Genomic DNA, 26,184 nt, shown 5'->3' on the forward strand with positions numbered 1-26,184 from the left:
CCAATTTGAAATTTTGATTTTAACATCGGGCTAAAGCCCGACGCAATTGATAATCAGAGATTGAGAAATATTTAGATGAAGAAAATAATTTTAATAATATTAGCGGCAATTTTTACAAATTCTTGTACAGTTTCAAAACCAACAAACGAAACAGAGAAAGGCTTTTTCTTTAAAATGAAGCATAAAAAATCAGATGAAAAATAAAGCTCTTCTTTTCATCAACGGAGATTCTCCAAAAACAATTCCTGATTTGTCAGATTATGATTTGATAGCTTGTACAGACGGCGCATTTCATTATTTGAAACAGCTGAAATTTCCATTGGACAAACTGGATTTTATTTCCGGCGATTTCGATTCACATAAAATTGAAGAAGAAATTATTCAGCAAGGTCAGAATCATCAATTCGAAATCATAGAAACGCCTGACCAGAACAAAACGGATTTTCATAAAGCCTTAGAAATCATTATCGAAAAAGGATTTGATAAAATTGATGTTTACGGCGGAAGTGGAGGAGAACAGGACCATTTTCTTGGGAATCTGAGTGTAGCTTATGCTTTTAAGGATAAAGTGAATCTTCGTTTTTTTGATGAATATTCTTCATATTACTTTATTCCGAAAAAATTCGCAATTTCTGATGTTAAAGGGAAGATGATTTCTTTGATGCCTTTTCCTATAGCAAAAAATATCGAAACAAAAGGGTTGAAATGGCCTTTGTATAAAGAAGATTTGATTCTCGGAGAAAGAATCGGAACACGGAATATTGCTGAAAATAAAGATATTATAATTAATTATAAACAAGGTGACCTGCTGATTTTTGTTGGGAATTAATTCATTAATTTTTATGGAATTATTAACGTGAATATTCAGTTTATTTCATCATTTTTGCATCGTAAAACCAATTAACTTTTTTAGCCAGAAATGAAAATAAAATATTCTGAACTAATTGACCAAACGCTTTATTTTCCGACTGAGGAATTCAGTGTAGAAGAAAATAATCTGAAGTTCCACGACATCAATCTGATGGAAGTTGTGGAAAAATTCGGGACTCCTTTGAAGTTCAATTATTTACCAAAAATATCTCAGAATATAGAAAGGGCAAAATTCTGGTTCAAAGAAGCTTTTGAAAAGAACGATTATCAGAAAAATTACAGATATTGCTACTGCACAAAGTCCAGTCATTTTGCGTTTGTTGTAGAAGAAGCGTTGAAAAATGACATCAGTCTGGAGACGTCTTCGGCCTATGATATGGATATCGTGAAGTCGCTTTACGACAAAGGAAAAGTGACCAAAGATATCGAAGTCATTTGCAATGGTTTCAAAACTGATGATTATTTGGCGAAAATTTCGGAGCTGATTAATAATGGTTTCGAAAATATCACACCGATTCTTGACAACTACAGAGAGCTGGATAAATTGACGGAAAGTATCGACAGAACTTTTGACATCGGAATTAGAATTGCTTCTGAGGAAGAGCCGAAATTCGAATTTTATACCTCAAGATTAGGAATCGGATACAAAGACATTATTCCTTATTACAGTCAAAAAATTGCTGAACATCCGAATGCTAGGCTGAAAATGCTTCACTTTTTCATTAATACAGGAATCAAAGACACGGCTTATTATTGGAACGAATTGTACAAATGTCTTCGCGTTTATGCAAGACTGAAAAAAATCGCGCCGGAAGTTGATTCATTGAATATCGGTGGTGGTTTCCCAATCAAAACATCCTTGAATTTTGATTACGATTACGCTTATATGGTGAACGAGATCGTGTCTCAAATCAAAAAATTCTGCGAAGAAGAAGGTGTTGAAGAGCCAAATATCTATACAGAATTTGGAAGCTTTACAGTTGGAGAAAGTGGCGGTCATCTTTATAAAATTATTTCTCAGAAACGTCAGAACGACAGAGAAAAATGGAACATGATTGACTCGTCTTTTATGACAACTTTACCAGATACTTGGGCCATTTCCCGTCACTTCATTATGTTGCCATTGAACCGTTGGGATGATTCTTATGAGAGAGTTTTTCTTGGTGGATTGACTTGTGATTCAGATGATTATTATAATTCTGAGCAACACACGAATGCGATCTATCTTCCTGTTTTCAATGAAACAAAACCTTTGTACATTGGTTTTTTCCATACAGGCGCTTATCAGGAGACTATTGGTGGTTACGGCGGTGTTCATCACTGTCTGATGCCTCAGCCAAAACATATTCTGATTGATAAGGATGAAGACGGAAACTTCACGTACGAGTTATTCCGAGAAGAACAAAAACCGGAAGATGTCTTGAAACTTTTGGGATATTAATTAGAAAATAGACTTTTAGATAAAAGGTAATATACGAAAAAGCGTCACGATAATTTCGAGACGCTTTTTTATTAATTTTTCTCGCAGATTTGGATTAAGCCGATTTTTTACAATCAGCACAATCTGTCTAATCAGCGAGAGAAATAATTTTTATTTGATTTCAGTAACGAACTCGTCTTTTGGAGTTCTGTATTTTTTAAGATTCAAAAGCCAATCTCCGCTTTCTTCTCTGTAGCCCAAAGGCAGAATCACAACACTTTTCAATCCTTTCTCAGCGAAACCTAATAATTCATCCAGAGCTTGATTGTTAAATCCTTCCATCGGCGTTGCATCTACTTTTTGCTCAGCAGCTGCAGCAATTGCCAATCCGAAAGAGATATAGGCTTGTTTTGCTGCATGTGTAGCGTGCCATTCGTTCCCAAGCGGTTCGTACATTCCCCAAAGTCTGGTTTTGTAATCGTCCATCGTTTCTTTAGGAATTCCTCTTTCAGATGTTGTTTTTTCGAAAACCTCGGAGATGCTGTTGTGAGAATAGCCGTCCCAAGCAGCCCAAACCAAAAGATGAGAACCGTCCGTAATCTGCGCCTGGTCAAAAGCAATCGGTTGGATTTTTTCTAATAATTCTTTGTTCGAGATAACAAATAATCTGTAAGGTTGTAAACCAGATGAAGAAGGTGCTAATCTTGCCGCTTCTACAATATAATCTACTTTATCTTGAGGAACGGCTTGTCCGTTCATTTTTTTGGTTGCGTAACGCCAATTTAAGTCTTCTAATAAACTCATTTTTAGATGATTTTTGATTTGAAGTAGCAAAGTTATAAAAGAAAAGTTTATTTTTGTAATCAGGTTACAAAAAGTTACCGTTACTAAAAAGTAATTTATTTGATAATTAGTTAGTTATAAAATAATATTAATGATAATTTAATATTACAAATTTGAAAATAAAACATCAATATGAAAATTAAATGTTGTAAAACCAATCTTCTCGCCGTTCAGGATACGATGGATATTTTGAAAGGAAGATGGAAAGTCCAAATCATTGCGGCGCTTTGTTATGATAAAATGCGCTTCTCGGATTTGCAAAAGGAGATTGTAGGTGTTTCCGCAAAAATGCTAAGCAGTGAACTGAAGGATTTAGAAATCAATCAATTGGTAACGAGAACAGTTCTCAATACGCAACCGATAAGTGTAGAATACGCATTGACAGACTATGGAAGAACGTTGAAAAAAATCATTGAGAATCTTGCAGAATGGGGAGTTGAGCATAGAAAAAAGATTATCGGAAAAGTATTAGAGCATTAGTCAGATTTCTATCTTATTTTAAATTTAAAATTGATTTGAGCTTAGATTTTTTTATCTTTATTGTTTGGTTTTGGGATTAAACAGAATATGCTGAAAAAGGTCTTTTCATTGGTGTTTTTTTTGATGTTGGCAGTCAATGCGAACTCGCAGATTACTGATGCGCAGAACCTGACCAAAGATGTAGAAGCATTAATGTATTCTGACCCTGAAAAAGCGCTGAAAACGGCACACTATATTGTTGCCAATCAAAGTTTTGGAAGTGTAGATGATGTTTATAATGCTTGTCTTTTACAGGCAGAGATTTACATTAACCTTGAAAGATATAATGATGCTGTCGTAAAATTGATTTCTGCCGACAGACTTTCTCTCAATGTCAATAGCGATTTTTTCAAAGCTAAAAACGAGTATCTTATTGCCAAAATTTATCAGATAATAGGGTTTCAGAAATCTGTTTCTCATTCTATTTTGGAGCTTGATGATTTGTCAAAATCATTGAAAGATGAAGAGAAAAAAGTAGTGGAACTTTGGAAAACTGAGTTGGAGATTCGGACTCTAGTTTCAGCAAAAAATTATAAAGTAGCTCTGGCTTTGATTCAGAAAAATCAAAATCAGCAATCTGAATTGTATCCAACCTTTGCGATGCAAATTCATCAGATTCAGTCAGAAATAGAAAATCAGCCAAACAAAATTGATTTTAAAGACAATTCTTATTTTAAGTTTTTATCTGATATCAATCTCCTGAAATCAAAAATTAAAACTAAAGATTTTCAGGAATCAGATTTGCTGGCACTCAAAAAACAAAATCCCCAATACGGTGATGTTTTCTACAAAGATTTGTACAAATATTGGTCTCAGGAAGTTTGTAATGGAGCTAAAGCAGAAGACTGTTTTCGTGTAAGAAAGGAATATATCAAGCTGTTGAAACTATCGATTTCTGATTTGCAGAATGCGCGTGTCAATATCATCAACCTCATCGACCAAAAGGAAAAACAAATCAATAATTCTGAAAAAGATTTCCAAAACAAAATTCTATTTGCCTTATTTGTTATCGGATTTTTATCGGCTATTGGCTATTTAATCTACTTTTTAATTTTAAAAAATAGAATTAAAATGGTTAATTCTGAAATAGAAAAACGAAATATTTCTGATCAATATGAGCAGAAGTTGAGCGATCAACTGAAAGATTTTCAGGCAAGTAACGTATTTGTAATTCCGGAAAAAACAGAAAATCTCATTCTTTCCAAATTAGATGTTTTTGAAAAATCTAAGGAAGTGACCAATCCACAATTGTCTTTGGCAGTTTTGGCAAAACGCTTGGATACGAACTCAAAATATCTTTCGGAAATTATCAATAAACATAAACAGAAAAACTTTAGTAATTATCTTAATGAGTTGAGAGTTAAATATATAGTTGATAAGTTAGAAAATAATCCGGAATATCTTCAATATAAAACAAGCTATTTGGCGGAGGAAGCTGGTTTCGCATCCAGAACTACTTTTACGACGATTTTCAAAAATGTGATAGGAACGAGTCCGTCGCAGTTTATCGACCAACTGAAAAATAAATAGTTATGAAAACGTTATTATTTATTTTCTTTTTGATGAGTTCTCAGGTTGTTTTTGGACAATCGGAAAATAATGTGAAGCTGGAAGAGCAAATAACATCGGCAGACAGGATGGCTTTTGTAAACCCTGATTCTGCATTGATTACGTTGAAAAAGTTAGAGCCAAAAATCGATGGCGGAAGACTGAAAAGCAAATTGTTGTTGGCAAAAGGAAGTGCTTATTCGGTAAAACACCTTTCCTCGGATGCGCTCAAATGTGGCTTCGAATCTCTCAATAATTCACAGAAAGGAAAAGACTCTTTGATGATGATTAATGCGCTGGGATTTATTGGAAATCAGTATTATATCCTTAAGCTCAACAAAAAAGCGATTAATTACCTCAACAAAGCGGAAACGATTATCGATTACCTCAATGATGACTCTTTGCAGCAGGTTACAGCGAATATCTATTTTGTTAAAGCATTGATTTATAAAGATAATCTGGATTCTGAGTTTGCAATTCGGTATTTTGATAAAGCGATTAACGAATATAAGAAGAGCAAAGATAAAAGCACTTTGCTGAATGTCAATATCACTAAAATGCAAAAAGGCTATTCTCTGATTGATATTGGAAGAGCTGACGAGGCGGAAAGTATTTATTTGGAAGTAGTTAAAGAAACTGAATTTCACAAAATTTCAGAACTTTATCCATATGCTAAGATTGGGCTCGCTGCTGTTTACGAAAGTAAAAAGCAATTTGAGAAAGCTAATAAAATTTTGTTAGAAGCTGAAAAACAAATAAGGAATACTTCTAACATAGGAATGTTGACAGAAGTTTATGATGCATTGAGTCAAAATTATCTCGGGCAAAATGATAAAGAGAAGTATTTCTATTACAGCCAGAAACTAGAAAATCATCTGCTTCAAAATGATGAGATAGAAAAAAAATCTTTCTCAGATCTGTTAAATAAAAATATAGAATCTCGGGATTTGGAATTAGAAAATAATCAAAGATTATTCGGTATGTTTATTATTTTGATATTTTTAATTGTATTAGGAAGTTTATTTTACATCAAAAAAAGAATAAATCAACTGAAATCGGTAAATAATTGATTTTAATTGCTTCTTTGTTTTAATTGTTTGTTTTTCAATGCTTTGTGTTCCTGAAATATTGTCGTAATTCTTGTAAATTCTACGATTCTAAACAGTAAATATTTTCTTTTGTTCAATTTCACAACTACATTTGAAACATAATTTAAAATTGAATGATATGAAATTGAAAAACGCTTTTTTTGCTTCTTTACTTTTATCGGGAATGTTATCTGCACAAACAATCTCAATTAATACAGAAGTTCCGGGTTATCCTACTGCAGCAAATAGTATATATGAATATTGGTATTGGGCATATGGTATCCAAGTTACCGGAAGTGGTTTTGCTGCTAATTCTGCAATCAAATTTACATCGGTTGATCCGCAAGGTGGTTTAAGAAGTTTATCTTCTACAACAGATGCTAGCGGAAATGTGACGTTCCAGTTCAATGGATGGACTAATACTTCTCCATTAGGATATTATACTCTTAATGTTGAAGATGCATCCGGAAAAACAGCTTCTGGAAATTATACCGTTATCAAAGATCCTAAGCACGTTATTACTGGCGAAGTTGCTCCTGCAGAATTCAAAATGGGAGATTTTGTTTCGGGAACTAAAATTAAAGTGAAAAATTTGGTTCCTTATGGTCAGGTTAAAATTAACGTTGGTGATCCTGCATCTAATGGCTGGGAACTGAATAAAGATGAAGAAATGTATGCGGATGAAAATGGAGAATTGAGTATTGATTTCAATTCCAATTCCAGACTTTTCGCTCCTGCTGGAATGGTTCCGCTTCAGCCTGTAGAAGGAAACTGGATATTGAGCTACAATGACTGGTCCGGAGAAGGTTTAAAAGGAAGCACGAAGATAAGAGTATTGCCAAACAACCCAAGCACATCATCTTATTGCTCAGTTTCGGCAACTGTTTCTGAGCCGATAACTTCTGTTACTTTTGCGGATATCTCTAACGTTTCTGATCCTAATGCCAGTAGTTCTTACGAAAATTTCCTTTCTAAAGTTGGAAACCTTGAACGAGGTAAAGAATATAAAATCACAGTTAAAGGAAATACAGCTGGATCTTGGAAAGTAAGCACTTTTACTGCCTTTATCGATTGGAATCAGAATGGAACACTTGATAATGCAAACGAAATCTACAGAATCGGTTTTGTAAAAGGAAGCACTGGTATGGATGATGTGTCTGCTGAGCTGACTATCAAAGTTCCGGAAGATGCAGTAGTTGGAAATACAAGGTTGAGACTTCTAAAAGTCAATTCACCTTCCACTTTTGCAATGTTTTGGCCAACCGGCGCTTGCGGCAACTATAACAATGGACAAGTTGAAGATTATGCACTTAAAGTAACGGAAGCATTAGCAACCGGAGAAACTTCTTTCAACAAAGTTCAGTTGTATCCCAATCCGGTGAAAGATGTACTGACAGTTTCATCAAACAAAAAAGTGAATTCGATTTCAGTTTACAATACTGCAGGACAATTGGTAAAAACAGTTCAGAACGCCAACACGGTTAATATGAACAATCTATCTGCTGGCGTTTATGTTGTTAAAACTGATGTAGAAGGAAAAACAGAGACTTCTAAAGTCATCAAGAAATAATCAAATTTCTTTCAAATAATCTAAAATCTTCTCGGCTATTGTAAAACTATCTTTTATTGATAGTTGGGATTTTTTTTGCCAAAATTTAACCGAAATTCAAGAAATCTATATGAAAAAAACTATACTTTTTTTATCCAGTTTCATAGGAACTGTAGCAATGGCACAAGTAGACGTGGTTGCCTCTTCCGGAACTGAAACTGCTACTTATACCACAGTGAAAGGTGCTTTTGATGCTATCAATGCCGGAACACATCAAGGTGCAATCAATATCACGCTTACAGCAAACACTTCCGAAACTGCAACAGCGGTTTTGAACAGAAGTACAGGAACAACTTCAAACTTCACTTCGGTTTCATTGAAACCTGCGACTGGAACTACTGCTACAATTACCAACTCAACAACGGCTGGTCCGGTTCTGAGAATCTTGGGAAGTAATGTGACAATTGATGGAAGCAATAATGGTTCAAATTCCAGAGATCTTAGTATCATTAATGGCTTTGCAACAGGATCTGTTGTAATTGGAATGGGATCTTCTGATGCCGCTAATCCATTGAGTAATGTTACTATAAAAAATACCACAATCATTAACGGTGCAAAAACGACGGGAAGCGGAATCATCGTAAGTAATGCAGCAGGCGCTCAAACAGCAGGGTATTTCAATAATATCAGATTAGAAAACAATTCCATTCAAAAATCTTATCAAGGGATTTATATGATTGCAGTTTCTGCGGTTGGAAATGGCTCTGGCTCTGTGATTACAAAAAATGATCTTTCTACAAGCGGAGAGAATTGTAATCGATATATGGGAATTTATCTCGGTGGTACAGATGGTGTGGTTGTTTCTGAGAATAAAATCGGAAACTTCGAAAATACATCCAACGAAGGGAAAAGAGGAATTTGGTTGGCGGTTTCTACAATGAACTCCACCGTTTCTGATAATATCATTGATAACATCACTGTAAATAATGCAGGAGGAGGAAGTGCAACAGGAATCCAAATTTTTAACAATGCAGGAGCTGGTGGTGTACCTACAGCAAACAAGATTCTAAGAAACAAAATTTCCAATTTGTCCAGTAATGGATTCAACAGTTCTGTCGTGGGAATCAGCTTGGGAGGTTCCACGGTTGGTACGGTTATAAGTCAAAATGAAATCAAAAATCTGACAGGTTTAAGAACGGCAACTACGGTAGGTTATGGAGCAGAGGCAATTATCTTGTCTGCAGGAACCGCATCAAACACGTTAGTAAGTAACAATTTCATTTCAAAAATCTCTAGTTTTGCGGCTAATACTTCATCAGCAAATTATACTGGAGGCATCTTAATTAATGCAGGAACCGGCTACAAAGTTTATAATAATTCTGTTTACTTGACCGAAACTCAGAATGACGGAACCAATAAAGGTGTCCCGATCGCTTTCAGTGTGATTTCTAGTGTTTCTGGCGCTGGTGCAATTGATCTTAGAAATAATATTTTCGCTGTTAATCTGGCGGATACAACAATTCCTGCTTTTGCAATGTCAACACCGCCAGTTGCTTCGATTTATTCTAATATCGATAATAATATTGCCTACAGTTCTGGTCCGGCATTAGGTCAAACACTGGGCGGGCCGCCTGCTTATACGGATATTGCTGGTATGAAAGGTATCTTAGGAGGAAATGATAATTCTATCAAAGCTCTTCCAAAATTCGTTTCTGATTCAGATCTTCACATTGCGCTTAATACAGAGAATTCGCCAATCGATAACAAAGGGGTTGTTCTGGCAGATGTGACAACTGATTTTGATGGAGCTGCAAGAAGCGCAACAACGCCAGATATTGGAGCGGACGAATTTACAATCGAGACAATGGCTGTGAATGATGTGGCTAATAAGGCGAAAGTTCAGGTTTATCCTAATCCTGTGAATGATGTTCTGACCGTTTCATCAGACCAAAAGGTGAATCAAATCTCGGTTTACAATGTTAGCGGACAATTGATTCAGGAAATCAATAATTCTAATGTCATTAATCTTACTAAATTATCTTCCGGAGTTTACTTTGTGAAAACAGTTGTAGAAGGTAAAACTGAAATGACAAAAGTGATTAAAAAGTAAATCTAATTCATCATAATTATTAATTCAATACGAGGTTGATCTTATCAGAAAGGCCTCGTTTTCTTATTAGTTATTCATAATAATTTCATTAAATATATTTTATGAAGAAAATATTTACAGTTCTTTCTCTTTGTAATGGGATAATCTGGTCTTTTGCCCAATGGAGTCCAACAACAATGAAAGGGACAAAATCAAAAGAAACAAAAACTGCCAATTTCTATTCTCTTGATCTTAATTCTATCCGAGCAAAGCTGACGTCAGCACAACCAACAGGAAAAAATAACAAACCGATTATTGTTGATTTGCCAACCTTAGGTGGAAAGATTGAGCAATTTGAAGTTTACAGTTTACCGGTTGTAGAAAAATCTCTGGCAGATCGTTATCAACTTGGGTCATATGTGGGTGCCAAAGTAGGCGATCCTACCGTCTGGGTAAGATTCAGCGTGTCACCTTATGATTTACAATCGATGATGTTCAGAGATGGAAAATATGAATTCATTGAACCATTGAATGCAGAAAAAACAGTTTATGGTGTTTTCCCAAAAACCGAAAAACAAAACGGAGAACTTGCATTTTCTTGTTCTACTAATGAATCGCCAATCAGTAAAAATCAAATTAATCAATTAACAAAAAGTTCAGATTTTTCAAATTCGGTAACAGATTTTAGTAAAGCAAGCGATAAGAAATACAGAACTTACCGATTGGCAATCTCTGTGATTGGAGAGTATACACAATATTTCGGTGGCGTTCCACAGGCTTTTGCTGCGATTAATGCTACAGTAACAAGAGTCAATGGTGTCTTCGAGAAAGATTTTGCCATTCATCTGGACGTACAGGATTTTCCTCAGTTGATTTATACCAATCCTTCTACCGATCCTTATTCCAGCGCCAACGTCGGAATCGGAGGTGCTTGGAACCTGGAATTGCAACAGACTTTGACATCCGTTATTGGAAATGATGCTTATGACATCGGGCATCTTTTTGGAAGAGCTGGAGGTTCCGGCTCTGCGGGAGATGTTGGTAATGTTTGCCGAAACCCATCCAGCAGTACAGATGCCAAATCCAAAGGCGCCGCTTTCAGTACGCCAAGATCAGGCGGTCCGGAAGGTGAAAGCTTTGATATTGATTTGGTAGCGCACGAGATGGGACATCAGTTTGGAGCAGATCATACTTATTCTTTCGATATCCAGTCGGCGCCCAATGAGACTGCACACATGGAACCAGGTTCTGGATCAACTATTATGGGATATGCAGGGATTAGCAGCGGGACTTCGAATGTCCAGAATTACACGGATTCTTATTTCCATTCCAGAAGTGTAGAGCAGGTTCAGATTTATATTAATTCTCAAACTTGTGGAACGAGTAATTCAATTGATAATAATCCACCAGTTGTTACTGCGCTGGCAAATAAAACCATTCCAAAAGGAACTGCTTTTGTGCTGACAGCCGATGCAACAGATGCAGAAAATAATCCATTAACTTACAGTTGGGAAGAATATGACTTGGCAAAAACTCCGGTCACGACTGTTATCGGAAATAACACAACAGGTGCAAAGTTCAGATCTTTTCCTGCTTCTAATTTGCCATACAGATTTTTCCCCAAATTAAATACAGTAATCGGTGGTAGCTTATCCAATGCTGCGGACTGGGAATCGGTTTCCGATGTTGAAAGAACGATGGATTTCCGTGTTTTGGTTAGAGATAACAATCCTGATGTCACACAGCAACAGACAGCAGTCGGGTCTCAAACCATCACAGTTGGGAATGATGGACCTTTTAAAATGACAACGGCAAAAGTTTACAATAATGTTGCAAGTCCAGTTACTTGGGATGTGGTAAATACTAATGCTGCGCCTTACAATGTGTCGAATGTTAAGATTGATTATTCAACAGATCAGGGTCTAACCTGGAATGTTTTGACTAATTCGACACCAAACGATGGATCCGAATTATTTGATTTCTCAGCGGTCACCTCGAATTCGCAAATTGTCGTGAGAGTTTCTGCTGTTGATAATGTATTTTATGCTTTAGGGAAAGTGGCTGTGTCTCATGTAGCTGCTTGTGATGGCTCTGCACCGACTAATTTATTAGCTGTAAATGTTACACAAACTACGGCAACTATTGATTGGGATTTGGTTGCTGGAGCATCTTACACTTTAAGATACAAAAAAACTTCAGAAAATAATTGGACAGTTGTTAATAATATTAATACCAATCATTACGACCTATCTCAATTAGAAATCAATAAATCTTATGATGTGAATGTAGCAGCAGTTTGTAGTGGAACAACGGGAGAATTTGCTCAAAAAACATTCTTTACCAGCGCCTATAATTATTGTGCTGCAGCTTCAACGTACCTGTTTTCTGAGAAGATTTCTAATGTGAATTTTGCAGATATCAACAACAGTTCTACATCCAATGTGGGTTACGAAGATTTCTCGAACGTTGTTGGAAATGTAACACCAGGCAAAAGTTATAGTTTTACGGCGTCTTCATCTACCGGTTCCTCGGATTATGATCAGGTTCTTGTTTGGATAGATCTTAATCAGGATGGCGATTTTGATGATGCTGGCGAGAAGGTTTTAACTTCCAGTTACAAAACATCGCCTTGGACAGGTGTTATTACAATTCCTGCATCTGCATTAGCTGGCAGAACCAAAATGAGAGTCCGTCTTTACGGCGCAATCTCTAATCCGAATACTACACCGTGCGGAGATTCTTATTACGGGCAAGTCGAGGATTACACTTTGAATATCGGACAGTTAAGCGCTTCTGATGTTGATAAAATTGCTATCCAATATTACCCGAATCCGGTTGATGAGGTTTTAACCGTCTCATCTGATAGAAAGATTAATCAGATTTCAGTTTACAATGTAACAGGGCAATTGCTGCAGGAAGTTAATGATACTAATGTCATTAATTTGAGCAAATTATCTTCAGGCGTTTACTTTGTGAAAGCAATTGTGGAGGGTAAAACAGAGACGACAAAAATTATAAAGAAGTAAAGTTTATCATAATTGTGTTTTTATTAAACGAGGCTGATCCATTAAGGAAAAGCCTCGTTTTTTTATGATTCAAAGATATCATAGAATAAAGCTTCGCATCGGTCGAGTCTTCTCTGCGCAGAGACGAAGCGATGGGTGCGCAGTCATCGAGTGAAACCTGCGCAGTGATTGGTCAGTCTCTGCGCAGGTTTTTATGTATTACTTTTTGGTGTAGTTGTAAGTTTTTCCGTTTTGGATTAATTGTAACTGATTCGGTAAGAAAACTACTTCAATTTTTGCAGGAGCAAATTTGAACTGATCTTTATCAACATATTCTAATGGAAATGCAGATTGTCCTTTTCCCTGCGCCAATAATTGGTCACCTTCCGAATAGATTTTCAAATCCATAGCGATATCAGGCGAAGTGTAATCGCCAATATATTTTTGGAGTTTTTCAGGTATTTTAGTTTGAGTTCCAAATTTCGGATATTCATAATCTAAATCATAAATCAAGCTCAGGATACCGATCGCCAGATTATTATGTGGAAATTCTTCTCCATTAATAATCATCGAAACCGAATAATCGTCTTTCGTATTATAAGATGTAATCGAGTGGCTTCCGGCTGTATCGCCGCCGTGCCCAAAAGAAACCTGATTGTAAAACGGGACAGGCATTATTCCTAATCCGAATTTTAGATCTGAACTTGGTTTCGGCAGCATCTTTTCCAGCGTTTCTTTTTTCACAAATTTATTATCGAACAAGGCATTAATAAAAAGATTGAGGTCGTAAGATGTAGAAACAAGATCGCCCAAACCGATACAGTTATGGAAATCGAAATCCTCAATTTCTATCCAATCGCCATCTTTGTTTTCATAAGATTTGAAAACGTTTTTCGGATTATCAAGAACCGAAAAAGTATTCTTCATATTCGCTTTGCTTGTGATATTTTCTTTCAGAAGAACATTGTAAGGCTTCTTCGCCACTTTTTCCAAAATTCTGCTCAACAGATAATAGCCCGAATTGGAATATCTTGTCTTTTCTCCCGGCTCAAACTCAACACCTTGTGCTTTGATGGTGTCAAGAATTGCTTTGTCTCCCACAGGTTTTTTGAAAAGCCATTGGTAATGTTCTCCAGCATAATCGCCTAAACCGCTGGTGTGATTCATTAGTTTTTCGATGGTGATTTTGTCTGCATTTGGGATTTCAGGATAATATTTGGACAGCTTGTCGTTGATGTTTAGTTTTCCTTTTTCTACCTGTTGCATCAGCATCACAGCAGTAAACAATTTGCTGATAGATCCAACCTGATATTGTGTGTTGGGATTCCATTTGACATTTGGTAATTGATCTTGCCCAAAATTTCTTTGGTAAATTTCTTTCCCTTTCCTGAAAATCGAAATACTTCCAACAGACTGTTTGTTCGCTGTTAAGTAGTTTAAGAAATCATCAATTTTCTTTGTATTGATTTCCCTATTGCCGATGTCTTTAATCTTTTCATCATTTGTACTTGGTTTTTCCGTTCCGTCATTTCGATAAAGATTTAATGGAAACGATCTTGAATTCTGTTCGAATATTCCTTCAAAATGGTTGGTTTTGTATTGGCCTTTGTAAGACGCTTTCAGCTCATTCATTTCAAAAATCAATTCATTATTACTGAATTCGGTTTTATCAACCTTGATAATTTTGTCTCCCTGTTTTGGGCTTCTAGCAGTAGAAACGTAAGTGTTATTTTCTTTTTTAATATCAAGAATCAGTGGCAGTTTCATTGCTCCTAAATCGATTTCTCCTCTCCAGGAACCTGTTAATTCTTGGGCGTAAAAAGTCTGTGCTAATAAAATCAGCACCAATAAAAATTTGGTTTTCATAGAATTATTTTGTTTAAAGAATGGTTTGACTAACGATTATTACGATTAATGAGACAACTGCGAAGAAGACAATGTGTTGCCACTTTTTAAGATTGGTAGCCGTCTTGAATCCGTTATAATACAATACTAAGCTGTAAATCATAAATGGTAAAGTTGCTAATGCAAAAGCTGTAACCATGATCAAATTGATGGTTTCTACTTGATTCGGATCGCCAGCACTTTTTGTAATACTTTCGGTTGCGTTTTTCAAAAATGACATTCCCGAGATGGGCATTATTAAGATCAATGGAATGGCGGATATCAGAACAGTATTGATGATATCGATGATTCTTGTTTTATTATTAAAGAATTTGGCAATAATAAAGAGAACAATGATTGCGAAAATATAACTTAAAGAATTGATTTTCAAAACATCCCAAATCGTTTGAGTGCCTTCCAGCCGGGAAAGGTGAAAAATACTGTCATTCACATTTCCAGCATAGTAGCAGGCAAAAATATTGAGGATAAAAAATACAATTCCTACGATGAGAAGTTGGATATCATTAAATTTTCCAAAAGGATTAAAGATCGTTTTCCAGGTCATGGTTTTAGTTTTGAAGTTTTTTGACTTTTTCGATGAGGTCATCCATTTTATTTCTCATAGTAGGGTAAGACAATTCGGCTTGCTTTGCCATTTCCTTGATGCTTCCGCTGGAGAGGAAAAAGTTGAGAATAAAGTCCTGATCATCCCTGCTCAGTTTCAAAAGTGTAGGAAGTTCATAATCGCCATTGACTTGTGTAGCGCAAGAAGGACATTTCATCTGACTTACATTCAGAGTATGATCACAACTTGGACAGATAATGGGAAGTTTCATTTAGTTTAATTTTGTTTTACAAATGTAATAATAATTTTAATAAAGTTAAAAAATATTTTAATTTTATTAAAAATTAATTTGAAATAGAAAATAAAAAAACTTCCAGCAATGGAAGTTTAAGTGATTATAATCAAGTGTTATGTTTAATTTGATATTTTAGATTGGTCTTTAGGTTTCACATAATCGCTATAGCTTATTGGAGAATATACTTTCTGCTCCACGATATTCTTAGAAGCTTTCCAGTAATTGGCGTCAAATTTTTTGGATAATGTAATAGAGCACAAAAGTACTTTGTTACTAATTTTAAGTTTTACAGTAGTAATGTAATTATTTTCAGAATAAGTGAATTGCGGAATCTTCTCTGTGGATTCGCTGGTTTCACCATTGGCATAAGTTACAGTCCATTTGTAAAGATAATCTCCGGAATTAGCGTTTGGAAAGAACGAAATAATGGATTCGCTTACTTTCACATCTTTGAAATCATCGATATTGATGCCACAGCTATTATCGAGAAGATTCTGCTGAAGGCTTTGCTTCGGATCTACAATTTCAATATTTTTTTCGCATAGCACAACGCCATTATCCGTTAAGATAGAAACCGAGATGGTGCTTTTACCATAGCTTTTCCCCGCCAGATTTACACTTTTCAGTTTGTTATTGCCTTCAATCTTTACAACCTGTTCGTTGGACGATTTCCAGGAATAGCATTCATCACATTGTGCATTGGCACCAACCGTAATGGTTGTGATCTCGTTAAGCGTTGGAATTTTACTTGGAGTAATGGCACATTGACCGTGCAAGTTGGTGATTGCCAGGAAACCGGCAATCGGGATAAATAAATTTTTCATCTTTATAAGTGTGTCTTGCAAAGATAAAATAAATTTTATACTTGAATCACACCTAGATTAAATTTTTCTGTAATTGGAGAATGATTAGCCGCTTCTATTCCCATACTGATCCATTTTCTGGTATCGAGAGGGTTAATGATAGCATCTGTCCAAAGCCTTGCTGCGGCGTAAGTCGGCTGGATTTGTTTGTTGTAATCTTTCAGAATTTTGTCAAGAATTTCTTTTCGTTCTTCTTCCGAGATTTCCTTTCCTTGTTTTTTAAGTGAAGATTCCTGGATTTGTAATAAAACATTTCCTGCCTGCGAACCTCCCATCACGGCTAATTCTGCCCACGGCCAAGCAACAATCAATCTTGGGTCATAAGCTTTTCCGCACATCGCGTAATTTCCTGCGCCATAAGAATTTCCTGTAATCACAGTGAATTTCGGAACCACAGAATTAGAAACTGCGTTTACCATTTTGGCACCGTCTTTTATGATGCCGCCTTGTTCGGATTTTGATCCCACCATAAAGCCTGTAACATCCTGAAGAAAAACCAACGGAATTTTTCTTTGATTACAATTAGCAATAAAACGTGTTGCTTTATCAGCAGAATCAGAATAGATCACACCGCCGAATTGCATTTCACCTTTTCCGCTTTTTACGAGTTTTCTTTGGTTGGCAACAATTCCAACGCTCCAGCCATCGATTCTGGCAGTTGCACAAATGATGCTTTTACCATAATCTGGTTTATATTCTTCATATTCAGAATTATCTACAAGACATTTGATGATTTCAAAAGTGTCATATTGCTCAGATCTCACAGCTGGCATTATTCCAAAGATATTCTCCGGATTTTCTTTTGGAGGAAAACTTTCGGTTCTGTCAAAACCTGCTTTCTCAAAATCTCCAACAGATTTCATTATATTTTTAATTCGATCCAAAGCATCTTTGTCATCTTTGGCTTTATAATCTGTAACACCGGAAATTTCACAATGTGTTGTGGCGCCTCCAAGAGTTTCATTATCGATATTTTCGCCGATTGCTGCTTTTACGAGATAACTTCCTGCTAAGAAAATACTTCCGGTTTTGTCCACAATCATTGCTTCATCACTCATAATCGGGAGATAAGCGCCGCCAGCAACACAGCTTCCCATAATCGCAGAAATCTGAATAATCCCTGCAGAACTCATTTTCGCATTATTTCTGAAAATCCTGCCAAACATCTCTTTGTCTGGGAAAATTTCATCTTGCATTGGCAAATAAACACCGGCAGAATCCACCAAATAAATGATTGGTAAACGGTTTTCCATCGCAATTTCCTGAGCTCTTAGATTTTTCTTCCCTGTAATTGGGAACCAAGCTCCAGCTTTCACAGTCGCATCGTTGGCAACAACAATACACTGTTTGCCAGCAATGTATCCGATTTTTACAACCACGCCGCCAGCTGGACATCCGCCTTCTTTCTCATACATCTCGTAACCTGCAAATGCACCGATTTCTATGGTGTCAGAATTCTTATCAAAAAGATATTCTAAACGTTCTCTAGCCGTCATTTTTCCTTGATCACGTTGTTTTTGAAGCGCTTTTTCGCCGCCTCCCAATTTGATTTTGGACAAAATTTTCTTGGTATCAGAAAGTTTCAGTTTGTTGATATCTTCTCTTTTATTGAATTCTAAATCCATAGGGTTTTCTTTGGGTCTAAAGATAAAATTTTTTGATTGATGGCAAAACGAAAGAGTTTATTAATTGTATAATTGTATCGTGCTACTTTTAAAATTTAATATTACTTTTTGTAATATATCGCTGGATTTTCCGTTTGATTGATAAATGAAATAAATTTTTAGTTAGTTTATGTTTATTTTAATAAGTTTTCTTATTAGAGATCCGTATGATTTTTGTACGGATTTTTCATTCAGACATTCCAGATTATTGGCTTCAAAACAAGAAAATTATCCTAATTTTGCAAATTGAAAATCAATATTCCTAATGAAGAATTCTTATCTGCTGAGGTTACACTTTATCGTTTTTTTATGGGGCTTCACAGCTATTTTAGGAAAGTTGATTTCTACTGATGCACCGTTATTGGTTTTTTATAGAATGTCATTTGCTGCGGTTTTTCTTTATTTATATCTACGTATTGTAAAAAAAGAAAGTATTAAAGTTACAAAAGGCTTATTACTAAAATTGGTAGGAATAGGTAGTGTAATGGCTTTTCACTGGTTGTTCTTTTTTCAATCGATTAAGGTTTCCAATGTTTCAATCGCACTTTCCTGTTTGTCATTATCAACCTTATTTGCCTCTTTAATAGAACCATTAGTTTTTAAAAGAAAACCAGATTGGGTCGAGGTTATTATAGGAATCATTATTGTGATTTGTATTTCTTTGATTTTCAATGCGGAACTGAAATATAAGGAAGGTATATTTTATGGAATTCTGTGCGCACTTTTCGGAACTATTTTTTCGGTTTTCAACGGTAAAATTTTTGGAAAAACCAGTTCCGGAAATATTATTTTCTACGAGATTGCAGGTGGATGGTTGATCATTAGTTTGTTTTTTATTTTCACAGGACAAATTTCTTCTCTCAGCGAAATAAGTTATACCGATATTGCGTTAATAGTATTGTTGGCTTCTGTTTTTACGGCTTATCCAATGTTCGAAAGTGTAAGGCTTATGAAGTTTATTTCACCTTTCACATTGATTTTAACGGTAAATCTTGAGCCTGTTTATGGGATTATTCTGGCTTTTTTTATCTTTGGAGCTTCAGAGCATATGAGTCCCATTTTTTATATTGCTTCTTTGGTGATGATTATAGCAATTGTTATCAATGGAATTATAAAATCAAAACGAAAAAAAGAAGATACAATTGCAGAACACAACCATCTGTAAACAGCTTTTGATGAAAAGAATTTTATTTTTTTTACTGATTATTTTTTCACAAATCTTTGATGCCCAAATCATCAGAAAATATTCTAATGAATTTTTGAATATTGGAGCAGGAGCAAGAGGGCTTGCCATGGGTGGTGCTGTTATTTCTAATCAGGATGATGTTTATTCTCCGATGTGGAATCCGGCAGGATTGATGAAAATTGAAAGCGACTGGCAAGTGGCAGCAATGCACGCAGAATATTTTGAATCTATTGCTAAGTATGATTATATAGCCTATGCAAAACCTTTGGATTATGGAAATGGGGTTTTCGCCATTTCATTAGTAAGGTTAGGGGTTGATAATATACTTAATACAACGCAATTAATTGATTCTGAAGGCAATATTGATTATGATAAAATCAGCTCTTTCTCAACCTCAGATTATGCTGCATTATTTTCTTACGCTTTTCATCCCAACGGAAATCAAAAATTAGACGTAGGAGCAACAGCAAAAGTCGTTTACAGGAATGTGGGGAAGTTTGCCAGCGGTTATGGTTTTGGATTTGATATTGGCGCTGTTTATCGTACAGATACCGATTGGAATTATGGCGTCATGTTGAGAGATGCCACCACGACGGTGAATTTTTGGACCATTAATCAAAAAGAATTATCAACAGTTGTGAATGGTGAGGAATTCAACCCTGCTCCAACCGACAAAATGGAAATCACAATGCCCAAGTTGAACTTCGGAGTCAGTAAAACTTACGAATTCAATAGAGATTTAAAGTTATTGCCGGAAGCCGGCGTTAATATCGATTTTGCAAAAACCGCAGCTTTGATTTCGACAGATTTTGCAAGTATTACGCCTTATGTCGGCGGAGAATTGATTTTTCAGGATATGATTTTTGTGAGATTAGGATTGAATCGATTTCAGTCTATTACTGATATAGAAGACTTAAAAAGAAAAGTATCTTTCCAGCCAAGCGCAGGTATTGGAATTAAATATAAAGGCTTAACATTGGATTATGCCATTACCAACTCAGGAATTGGTGGTTCCAATTTTTATTCTAATTTCTTTTCTTTGAAATTGGATATGCAAGGTTTTAGAAATTAATTATACTAATCATTATGAGAAATATTTCAATTTTTTTATTTGTTTTCGTGATCGCAGTAATCAAGGCTCAAGTTGTTTCAGATTACAGATATGTTGTGATTCCTGCAGAGTTTAATGATTTCAAAGAAAACAGAACTTATGGCTTGAGCAATCAATTAGAAAAAACCTTGAAAGCCAAAAAATATACCGTTCTGCCAGCCACTAAGAATGATTGGCCATCTGATGCGTTGATGAATCCTTGCAGTATTTTGAATGCCGAGCTTCTGGATGATAAAAGCATGTTTCGTAATAAACTGATTCTACAGTTCAAAGATTGTAGCAACAAAATCGTTTTTACAGAAAAAGGAAGCAGCACGATCAAAGAGTTTGAACCGGGCTATCAAGATGCTTTGAAGCAGATATTAACTAAAATTCCTGCTTCTAATCCAACTGTAACTGTCAATAAACTTGCTGAAACAACAGCTTCGGAACCTGTTAAAAAAGAATTACAAGGCTCAAAAGAAACCATTTTACAAACATCAAATGCCGTGCGATATAGCAACGGAACATTGGCTTTACAAAAGATCCAAATTGATAACAGTCAGTTTATTTTGGTTGATAGCAATAGTTCTGTTCCTTTTGCAACCTTCAAATCGACTGCAAAGAAAGATGTTTACAGAGTAAAATTAGGTTCTGGCGAATCGACAATCGGGTATTATGAAAACGGAAATATCGTTATAGAAATGCCAAAAAGCAATGGAGAATTTGCAAATGAAATCTTTACTGCGAACTAATTAACAATTAATCTTAAGAAAATCAAAAAGCTCAGATCACTCTGAGCTTTTTCTATGAAAATCTAAAATTATTTATTCGGTTGTGGTGTGTAGCGCAAATAAGGTTTTACAACTTTTACACCTTTGGTAAATTTTTTCTCTGCGTCTTCCTGGGAAACTGCTGGCGGAATAATCACATCTTCGCCATCTTTCCAATCAACAGGTGTTGCAACACCATAACCATCTACCAATTGCAAGGAGTCTAAAACTCTAAGTATTTCCGTAAAATTTCTTCCAGTAGAAGCCGGGTAAGTAATGATTAATCTTACCTTTTTATTAGGATCAATAATCAGTAAAGATCTCACGGTTAAAGTGGCGCTTGCGTTCGGATGAATGAAATCATATAATTCTGAAACTTTCTTGTCCTGATCGGCAATGATAGGGAATTCTACTTCCGTATTTTGGGTTTCGTTGATGTCAGAAATCCAACCTTTATGATTGTCAATTCCATCGACGCTTAAGGCCAGAACTTTTGTGTTTCTTTTATCAAATTCTGGTTTCAGTTGTGATGTTTTACCCAATTCTGTTGTACAAACGGGAGTGTAATCTGCAGGGTGAGAAAATAATATTCCCCAAGAATCTCCGAGGTATTCGTAAAAATTAAGTTTTCCTAAACTGCTTTCTGCATCAAAATTGGGAGCGGTATCGCCAAGTTTTATAGACATATTTTTAATATTTTATGATTAATGGAAAACAAATTTAGCAATAAATATTTCAATTCATACTAATTTAGTATTATTTATTTTCGATCATAAAAAAACCACAGATCCTGTGGTTTTAAATTTATTTGTGAAGCTGGGATTATAATGTTCCAACTTTGCTGTCATCGATTTTATATTTTGCAATAATTTCTTCGTAAGACATTTTCTTCAAATCTTCGGAATTTGCATTTTTTCCATAAACTGCTGGGACTAACACTACTCTGAATGTTTGATTATTCAAATATTGTGGAGTTGTACTGATATCATATGTTCCTCCGGCATAAATCATAAAATCATTTTTAGAAAAATCAAAATCGTAATCTAGTTCTCCCTCATTCAAGTAAAGGGTTCTAGGTATTTGTTGCCATACAGGAGAGTTACCAGTTGTTCCCGCTTGTCTGAAGATGATAACATAGTCTTGATCTAACATAGGGTTATTGAAACTTTGTCCATAATGCCAACCATCCGTTGCATTATATGAAAAATTAACATTTCTCAAATCATATACAGCAGGATAATCCACATCAACTTGTACATAATCATCATCGTCATCCTTACAGCTGAAGATGAATAAGCTACCAACGAGCAATAATAAAAGGGGCAAAAACTTTTTCATAGGTATAAATATTTACGTTAAATTTTTAATTACAAATTACAGACCATAAAAATAGCTAATTTCCGTGGAATTAATATCTTTATGGAAACTTTCTAAAATTTTAGATTTTCAAAATATGAAAAGGTTAAGTCTTCTTGTAATAACTTTTATTTCTCAATTTTATTTTGCTCAGTATCAGCCTAAAAATATTTCCAATTCGGATATCAAAAAAGCCAATGATTGGGTAGATAAAACTTATAACTCGCTTTCCCAGGATGAAAAATTGGGACAGCTTTTTATTGTTGCACTTTATACTAACAAAGGTGAGGATTTTATTAATCAGATCAGGAATATCGTTGTCAATGATAAAATAGGCGGATTGATTCTGATGCAGGATGACGCTGCAAGAGAAATTAATCTGGTTAATGAATTCCAGTCCAAATCAAAAGTGCCGCTGATGATTGGTATGGATGCGGAATGGGGACTATTTCAAAGAATAGCAAAAGCTCACAAATATCCTTGGGCCATTGCACTTGGTGCGATTCAGGATAAAAATCTGATTTATGAGATGTCTGCAAAGATTGCTGAAGATTGCAAGAGAATGGGCATCAATTGGGACTTTGCACCTGTTGTGGATGTCAACACCAATCCCAATAATCCGATTATCGGAAACCGTAGTTTCGGTTCGGATGTTAACAATGTGGTGAATTCTGCTTTGGCCTACTCCAATGGTTTGCAGGATAACAGAATTCTTGCGGCGATAAAACATTTCCCGGGTCATGGCGATACAGATACAGATTCGCATCTGGATTTGCCAGTTGTTTCTCATAACCTGGAAAGATTAGAAAAAACGGAAATTGCACCTTTCAAGGCATTAATGAATAAAGGTGTTGGTGGCGTTATGGTCGCGCATCTCTATGTTCCGGCTTTGGAAAATGAAAAGGGAATTCCGGCTTCGGTTTCCAAAAAAATAATAACAGGACTTTTAAAGGAAAAGCTTGGTTACAAAGGTCTAATTATTACGGATGCATTGAATATGGGTGCAGTTGCAAACAAGTTCAAGGCTGGAGAGTTAGATGCATTAGCTTTCAAAGCAGGAAATGATATTATGTTATTTTCGCAGGATGTTGCAACTGGAAAGAAACTGATTCAAAAAGCGATTGATAATGGCGAAATCCAACAAACCAGAGTAGAAGAGAGTGTTAAGAAAATTCTTTTGACCAAATATTATCTTGGTTTGAACCAATACAACAGCATCAATCCTGAAAACGTTAACGAAGATTTGAATAATGCATCACATTCGGCTTTGGTTCAGAAAATGTACGCCAATGCTTTGACATTAATCAAAGATGATAAAAAGTTATTGCCATTGGATTGTAAAGAAACTTATTATTACGTTCCGTTAGAAGAAGCGCCCTATGATACTTTCCTGAATCAAATCAATACAGGTACAACTGTAATTCTTAAAAAAGCTAATGAAATCAATATAATTCCAGCCAATTCGAAAGTGATTGTTGGCTTTCATAAAGATAATTCTACAGCTTATAGACCTTACAAAATTTCTGACGCAAGCAAGAAGGTTTTATCAGATTTAAGTAAAAATCAAAGTGTAATTCTGGATGTTTTCGGAAGTCCTTATGCTTTGAAAGATATTGATATTTCTAAAATTTCCACGGTTTTGGTCTCTTATGAAAATAACGACGACTCAATGAAAGCCACAGCTAGCGGAATTCTCGGACAAACCAAAATTTCAGGAAGACTTCCGGTTTTGGTGAATGACACTTTGAAATTCGGAATAGGAATAGATGTTGAGGCTAAAATTCAAAATCAAACTGATAGAAAAAATAGTTCAGAAACCAAAAATTCTAAGGCTGTAATTGAGTAAATTTATAACCACAAAAGTCACAAAAGTTTTTTAGATTTTATAAAGTTAAAATAGAAAACTAAAAAGAAATGATAACACAATCTTATTTAACAGATTTGACTTATAAAATTAATGGAGCTTGTATAGAAGTTCATAAACATTTAGGTCCGGGATTATTGGAAAGTATTTATTGTGAAGCATTGAAGGAAGAATTTGCATTAAGAAATATTAATTTCAAATCAGAATTTAGAATTGATGTTATTTATAAAGAGAAAGTTTTAAATTGTGATTTCAGATGTGATTTTCTAATTGAAGAAATAATCGTTTTGGAAATAAAATCTGTCAAAAGAATTGAAGATATTCATAAAGCACAACTTTTGAATTATATGGGATTATTAAAAATCCCGAAAGGTATTCTTATTAATTTCAATGTAAAAAATATTTTTCATGAAGGACAAGAAACATTTGTTTATAAGCATTATGAACAATTAATGTAACTCGAGAATTTATTTTTACTTTAAATATTTACAATAATCTTTAAAAACAAATCTTTTGTGACTTTTGTGGTTTAAAAAAATAATAAAAAATGAAAATAGGAATACTTTGCTATCCAACTTACGGCGGAAGCGGAATTGTGGCAACAGAATTGGGAATGTCTTTGGCCGACAAAGGTTATGAAGTCCATTTCATAAGTTCGGCATTGCCGGCACGTTTAGATGTTACCAATCCGAATATTTTTTTCCATAAAGTCAACGTGCAGACTTATCCGTTGTTCCAATATCAGCCTTACGATATCGCCTTGTCTTCAATGATTTATCGTGTCGTGAATCTTTATAAATTGGATATTTTGCACGCCCATTATGCGATTCCTTATGCTTACGCAGCTTTTACAGCCAAACAAATGTTGAAAGCTGAACACAAAGATGTGCCTTTGGTGACAACACTTCACGGGACGGATATTACGCTTGTTGGTCAGCATCCAAGCTACAAGCACGCTGTGGAATTTTCTATTAATCAGAGCGATACAATCACTTCGGTTTCCGAAAGTCTTAAAAAAGACACTTTGCAATTTTTCAATATTCAGAAGGAAATTCAAGTCATAACCAACTTTATTGACAATTCTGTTTTTGACGAAGATTGCAAAACCTGTCAGCGTGAGCAGTTTGCAAGTGATGATGAGAAGATTCTGATTCACGTTTCCAATCTTCGTCCGGTTAAGAGAATTCAGGATGTTCTGGAGATTTTCAAAAATGTCAACAAGAAAATTAAATCCAAACTGATAATCATTGGCGAAGGGCCTGATATGGAGAAGATTTCCGAATTTATGGAAAATAATCCGGACTTGATTGGTAAAATCAAATTGCTTGGAAAAGTCAACGATTTGTACAGGATTCTGCAACTATCAGACGTCTTTCTTTTACCTTCCGAACAGGAGAGTTTTGGTTTGGCAGCTTTGGAAGCAATGGCAGCCAGAACGCCGGTTATCAGCAGTAATGCAGGGGGAATTCCGGAAGTTAATATCCAAGGCGAAACTGGATTTTTGGCAGAAACCGGAAATGTGGAAGCGATGTCCAATTACTGTATCAAATTGTTGAGTGATGAGAATCTTCTCGAAGAAATGAAAAAGAATGCAAAAGCCCAAGCCATTCATTTTGATTTGAAAAATATTCTTCCGATTTATATTGATATGTACGAAACGACCATTGCAAAATTCGAAGAAGCGAAGTATAAGCAAGTTTGATAGGATATTAA

Annotated in this window: 23 protein-coding genes; 15 read left to right on the top strand and 8 right to left on the bottom strand. The window is 35.3% G+C overall.

Annotation, left to right across the window (positions count from 1 at the left end; translation table 11 throughout):
- Positions 1-75 precede the first annotated feature (75 nt).
- The 3 genes from BXY58_RS17150 to BXY58_RS11045 all read left to right on the top strand — a co-directional run bounded on the left by BXY58_RS17150 (position 76) and on the right by BXY58_RS11045 (position 2,311).
- Positions 76-204: a hypothetical protein gene (locus BXY58_RS17150; RefSeq protein WP_262891354.1), complete on the top strand. Its 129-nt coding sequence runs from the start codon at positions 76-78 to the stop codon at positions 202-204.
- The gene (locus BXY58_RS11040) at positions 194-829 is read left to right on the top strand and encodes a thiamine diphosphokinase (protein WP_120213917.1); all 636 of its coding nucleotides are present in this window, start codon (positions 194-196) and stop codon (positions 827-829) included. The genes BXY58_RS17150 and BXY58_RS11040 overlap by 11 nt, the downstream gene beginning before the upstream one ends.
- A gap of 90 nt (positions 830-919) precedes the next feature.
- Positions 920-2,311 (top strand): type III PLP-dependent enzyme domain-containing protein, encoded by a 1,392-nt coding sequence (locus tag BXY58_RS11045; protein ID WP_120213918.1) that lies wholly within the window; start codon positions 920-922, stop codon positions 2,309-2,311.
- A 150-nt stretch (positions 2,312-2,461) separates the two neighbouring features.
- Here the strand turns inward: BXY58_RS11045 and BXY58_RS11050 are convergent, their stop codons facing one another.
- Positions 2,462-3,094: a nitroreductase family protein gene (locus tag BXY58_RS11050; protein ID WP_120213919.1), complete on the bottom strand. Its 633-nt coding sequence runs from the start codon at positions 3,092-3,094 to the stop codon at positions 2,462-2,464.
- A 171-nt stretch (positions 3,095-3,265) separates the two neighbouring features.
- Between BXY58_RS11050 and BXY58_RS11055 the strand changes: the two genes are divergently transcribed.
- The 6 genes from BXY58_RS11055 to BXY58_RS11080 all read left to right on the top strand — a co-directional run bounded on the left by BXY58_RS11055 (position 3,266) and on the right by BXY58_RS11080 (position 12,952).
- Positions 3,266-3,613: a winged helix-turn-helix transcriptional regulator gene (locus tag BXY58_RS11055; RefSeq protein WP_120213920.1), complete on the top strand. Its 348-nt coding sequence runs from the start codon at positions 3,266-3,268 to the stop codon at positions 3,611-3,613.
- An 87-nt stretch (positions 3,614-3,700) separates the two neighbouring features.
- Positions 3,701-5,182, top strand: coding sequence for a helix-turn-helix domain-containing protein (locus tag BXY58_RS11060; RefSeq protein WP_147366839.1), 1,482 nt, complete (start codon positions 3,701-3,703; stop codon positions 5,180-5,182).
- A gap of 2 nt (positions 5,183-5,184) precedes the next feature.
- Positions 5,185-6,270 carry a tetratricopeptide repeat protein gene (locus BXY58_RS11065; RefSeq protein WP_120213922.1) on the top strand — a complete coding sequence of 362 codons (1,086 nt, stop codon included), beginning with the start codon at positions 5,185-5,187 and terminating at the stop codon, positions 6,268-6,270.
- A 157-nt stretch (positions 6,271-6,427) separates the two neighbouring features.
- Positions 6,428-7,858, top strand: coding sequence for a GEVED domain-containing protein (locus tag BXY58_RS11070; RefSeq protein WP_120213923.1), 1,431 nt, complete (start codon positions 6,428-6,430; stop codon positions 7,856-7,858).
- Between the two features lie 109 nt (positions 7,859-7,967).
- A complete protein-coding gene (locus tag BXY58_RS11075) occupies positions 7,968-9,947 on the top strand; it encodes a T9SS type A sorting domain-containing protein (RefSeq protein ID WP_120213924.1) in 1,980 nt (659 codons plus the stop codon).
- Positions 9,948-10,048: 101 nt separating this feature from the next.
- Positions 10,049-12,952 (top strand): reprolysin-like metallopeptidase, encoded by a 2,904-nt coding sequence (locus tag BXY58_RS11080; protein WP_120213925.1) that lies wholly within the window; start codon positions 10,049-10,051, stop codon positions 12,950-12,952.
- Between the two features lie 198 nt (positions 12,953-13,150).
- Here the strand turns inward: BXY58_RS11080 and BXY58_RS11085 are convergent, their stop codons facing one another.
- The 5 genes from BXY58_RS11085 to BXY58_RS11105 form a co-directional block, all read right to left on the bottom strand.
- The gene (locus BXY58_RS11085; RefSeq protein WP_120213926.1) at positions 13,151-14,797 is read right to left on the bottom strand and encodes a serine hydrolase domain-containing protein; all 1,647 of its coding nucleotides are present in this window, start codon (positions 14,795-14,797) and stop codon (positions 13,151-13,153) included.
- A gap of 13 nt (positions 14,798-14,810) precedes the next feature.
- Positions 14,811-15,380, bottom strand: a complete 570-nt coding sequence (locus BXY58_RS11090; protein ID WP_170144223.1) for a YIP1 family protein — start codon at positions 15,378-15,380, stop codon at positions 14,811-14,813.
- 4 nt (positions 15,381-15,384) lie between these two features.
- A complete protein-coding gene (locus BXY58_RS11095; RefSeq protein WP_074236890.1) occupies positions 15,385-15,651 on the bottom strand; it encodes a DUF2089 family protein in 267 nt (88 codons plus the stop codon).
- 143 nt (positions 15,652-15,794) lie between these two features.
- Positions 15,795-16,499 (bottom strand): hypothetical protein, encoded by a 705-nt coding sequence (locus BXY58_RS11100; RefSeq protein ID WP_120213928.1) that lies wholly within the window; start codon positions 16,497-16,499, stop codon positions 15,795-15,797.
- Positions 16,500-16,534: 35 nt separating this feature from the next.
- A complete protein-coding gene (locus tag BXY58_RS11105) occupies positions 16,535-18,163 on the bottom strand; it encodes an acyl-CoA carboxylase subunit beta (RefSeq protein WP_120213929.1) in 1,629 nt (542 codons plus the stop codon).
- Positions 18,164-18,467: 304 nt separating this feature from the next.
- Here BXY58_RS11105 and BXY58_RS11110 point away from each other — a divergent pair, with 304 nt between their 5' ends.
- From BXY58_RS11110 to BXY58_RS11120, 3 genes are read left to right on the top strand one after another with little or no spacing between them, the layout of a single operon-like run.
- A complete protein-coding gene (locus BXY58_RS11110; protein WP_120213930.1) occupies positions 18,468-19,367 on the top strand; it encodes a DMT family transporter in 900 nt (299 codons plus the stop codon).
- 10 nt (positions 19,368-19,377) lie between these two features.
- A complete protein-coding gene (locus tag BXY58_RS11115; RefSeq protein WP_185140472.1) occupies positions 19,378-20,460 on the top strand; it encodes a putative type IX sorting system protein PorV2 in 1,083 nt (360 codons plus the stop codon).
- Between the two features lie 14 nt (positions 20,461-20,474).
- Complete coding sequence (locus tag BXY58_RS11120) at positions 20,475-21,233, top strand: hypothetical protein (RefSeq protein ID WP_120213931.1); 759 nt, start codon at positions 20,475-20,477, stop codon at positions 21,231-21,233.
- Between the two features lie 68 nt (positions 21,234-21,301).
- On the opposite strand, the gene BXY58_RS11125 is transcribed toward BXY58_RS11120, so the two are convergent.
- Together BXY58_RS11125 and BXY58_RS11130 are read right to left on the bottom strand one after the other, a co-directional pair.
- A complete protein-coding gene (locus tag BXY58_RS11125; protein ID WP_120213932.1) occupies positions 21,302-21,937 on the bottom strand; it encodes a peroxiredoxin in 636 nt (211 codons plus the stop codon).
- 136 nt (positions 21,938-22,073) lie between these two features.
- Positions 22,074-22,577: a hypothetical protein gene (locus tag BXY58_RS11130; RefSeq protein ID WP_147366840.1), complete on the bottom strand. Its 504-nt coding sequence runs from the start codon at positions 22,575-22,577 to the stop codon at positions 22,074-22,076.
- A gap of 127 nt (positions 22,578-22,704) precedes the next feature.
- Here BXY58_RS11130 and BXY58_RS11135 point away from each other — a divergent pair, with 127 nt between their 5' ends.
- From BXY58_RS11135 to bshA, 3 genes are all read left to right on the top strand, one after another.
- Positions 22,705-24,453, top strand: coding sequence for a glycoside hydrolase family 3 protein (locus BXY58_RS11135; protein ID WP_120213934.1), 1,749 nt, complete (start codon positions 22,705-22,707; stop codon positions 24,451-24,453).
- Between the two features lie 68 nt (positions 24,454-24,521).
- Positions 24,522-24,929, top strand: a complete 408-nt coding sequence (locus BXY58_RS11140) for a GxxExxY protein (protein ID WP_120213935.1) — start codon at positions 24,522-24,524, stop codon at positions 24,927-24,929.
- A gap of 89 nt (positions 24,930-25,018) precedes the next feature.
- The gene (gene bshA, locus BXY58_RS11145) at positions 25,019-26,173 is read left to right on the top strand and encodes an N-acetyl-alpha-D-glucosaminyl L-malate synthase BshA (RefSeq protein WP_120213936.1); all 1,155 of its coding nucleotides are present in this window, start codon (positions 25,019-25,021) and stop codon (positions 26,171-26,173) included.
- The last annotated feature ends 11 nt before the right edge of the window (positions 26,174-26,184 follow it).

The sequence above is a fragment of the Epilithonimonas arachidiradicis genome, assembly GCF_003610695.1.
Taxonomy (GTDB): domain Bacteria; phylum Bacteroidota; class Bacteroidia; order Flavobacteriales; family Weeksellaceae; genus Epilithonimonas; species Epilithonimonas arachidiradicis.

What these genes read in the sequence shown, in the direction of transcription:
- BXY58_RS17150 (WP_262891354.1), top strand. Translation starts at nt 76, where the DNA reads ATGAAGAAAATAATTTTAATAATATTAGCGGCAATTTTTACAAATTCT.
- BXY58_RS11040 (WP_120213917.1), top strand. Translation starts at nt 194, where the DNA reads ATGAAAAATAAAGCTCTTCTTTTCATCAACGGAGATTCTCCAAAAACA.
- BXY58_RS11045 (WP_120213918.1), top strand. Translation starts at nt 920, where the DNA reads ATGAAAATAAAATATTCTGAACTAATTGACCAAACGCTTTATTTTCCG.
- BXY58_RS11050 (WP_120213919.1), bottom strand. Translation starts at nt 3,094, where the DNA reads ATGAGTTTATTAGAAGACTTAAATTGGCGTTACGCAACCAAAAAAATG.
- BXY58_RS11055 (WP_120213920.1), top strand. Translation starts at nt 3,266, where the DNA reads ATGAAAATTAAATGTTGTAAAACCAATCTTCTCGCCGTTCAGGATACG.
- BXY58_RS11060 (WP_147366839.1), top strand. Translation starts at nt 3,701, where the DNA reads ATGCTGAAAAAGGTCTTTTCATTGGTGTTTTTTTTGATGTTGGCAGTC.
- BXY58_RS11065 (WP_120213922.1), top strand. Translation starts at nt 5,185, where the DNA reads ATGAAAACGTTATTATTTATTTTCTTTTTGATGAGTTCTCAGGTTGTT.
- BXY58_RS11070 (WP_120213923.1), top strand. Translation starts at nt 6,428, where the DNA reads ATGAAATTGAAAAACGCTTTTTTTGCTTCTTTACTTTTATCGGGAATG.
- BXY58_RS11075 (WP_120213924.1), top strand. Translation starts at nt 7,968, where the DNA reads ATGAAAAAAACTATACTTTTTTTATCCAGTTTCATAGGAACTGTAGCA.
- BXY58_RS11080 (WP_120213925.1), top strand. Translation starts at nt 10,049, where the DNA reads ATGAAGAAAATATTTACAGTTCTTTCTCTTTGTAATGGGATAATCTGG.
- BXY58_RS11085 (WP_120213926.1), bottom strand. Translation starts at nt 14,797, where the DNA reads ATGAAAACCAAATTTTTATTGGTGCTGATTTTATTAGCACAGACTTTT.
- BXY58_RS11090 (WP_170144223.1), bottom strand. Translation starts at nt 15,380, where the DNA reads ATGACCTGGAAAACGATCTTTAATCCTTTTGGAAAATTTAATGATATC.
- BXY58_RS11095 (WP_074236890.1), bottom strand. Translation starts at nt 15,651, where the DNA reads ATGAAACTTCCCATTATCTGTCCAAGTTGTGATCATACTCTGAATGTA.
- BXY58_RS11100 (WP_120213928.1), bottom strand. Translation starts at nt 16,499, where the DNA reads ATGAAAAATTTATTTATCCCGATTGCCGGTTTCCTGGCAATCACCAAC.
- BXY58_RS11105 (WP_120213929.1), bottom strand. Translation starts at nt 18,163, where the DNA reads ATGGATTTAGAATTCAATAAAAGAGAAGATATCAACAAACTGAAACTT.
- BXY58_RS11110 (WP_120213930.1), top strand. Translation starts at nt 18,468, where the DNA reads ATGAAGAATTCTTATCTGCTGAGGTTACACTTTATCGTTTTTTTATGG.
- BXY58_RS11115 (WP_185140472.1), top strand. Translation starts at nt 19,378, where the DNA reads ATGAAAAGAATTTTATTTTTTTTACTGATTATTTTTTCACAAATCTTT.
- BXY58_RS11120 (WP_120213931.1), top strand. Translation starts at nt 20,475, where the DNA reads ATGAGAAATATTTCAATTTTTTTATTTGTTTTCGTGATCGCAGTAATC.
- BXY58_RS11125 (WP_120213932.1), bottom strand. Translation starts at nt 21,937, where the DNA reads ATGTCTATAAAACTTGGCGATACCGCTCCCAATTTTGATGCAGAAAGC.
- BXY58_RS11135 (WP_120213934.1), top strand. Translation starts at nt 22,705, where the DNA reads ATGAAAAGGTTAAGTCTTCTTGTAATAACTTTTATTTCTCAATTTTAT.
- BXY58_RS11140 (WP_120213935.1), top strand. Translation starts at nt 24,522, where the DNA reads ATGATAACACAATCTTATTTAACAGATTTGACTTATAAAATTAATGGA.
- bshA (WP_120213936.1), top strand. Translation starts at nt 25,019, where the DNA reads ATGAAAATAGGAATACTTTGCTATCCAACTTACGGCGGAAGCGGAATT.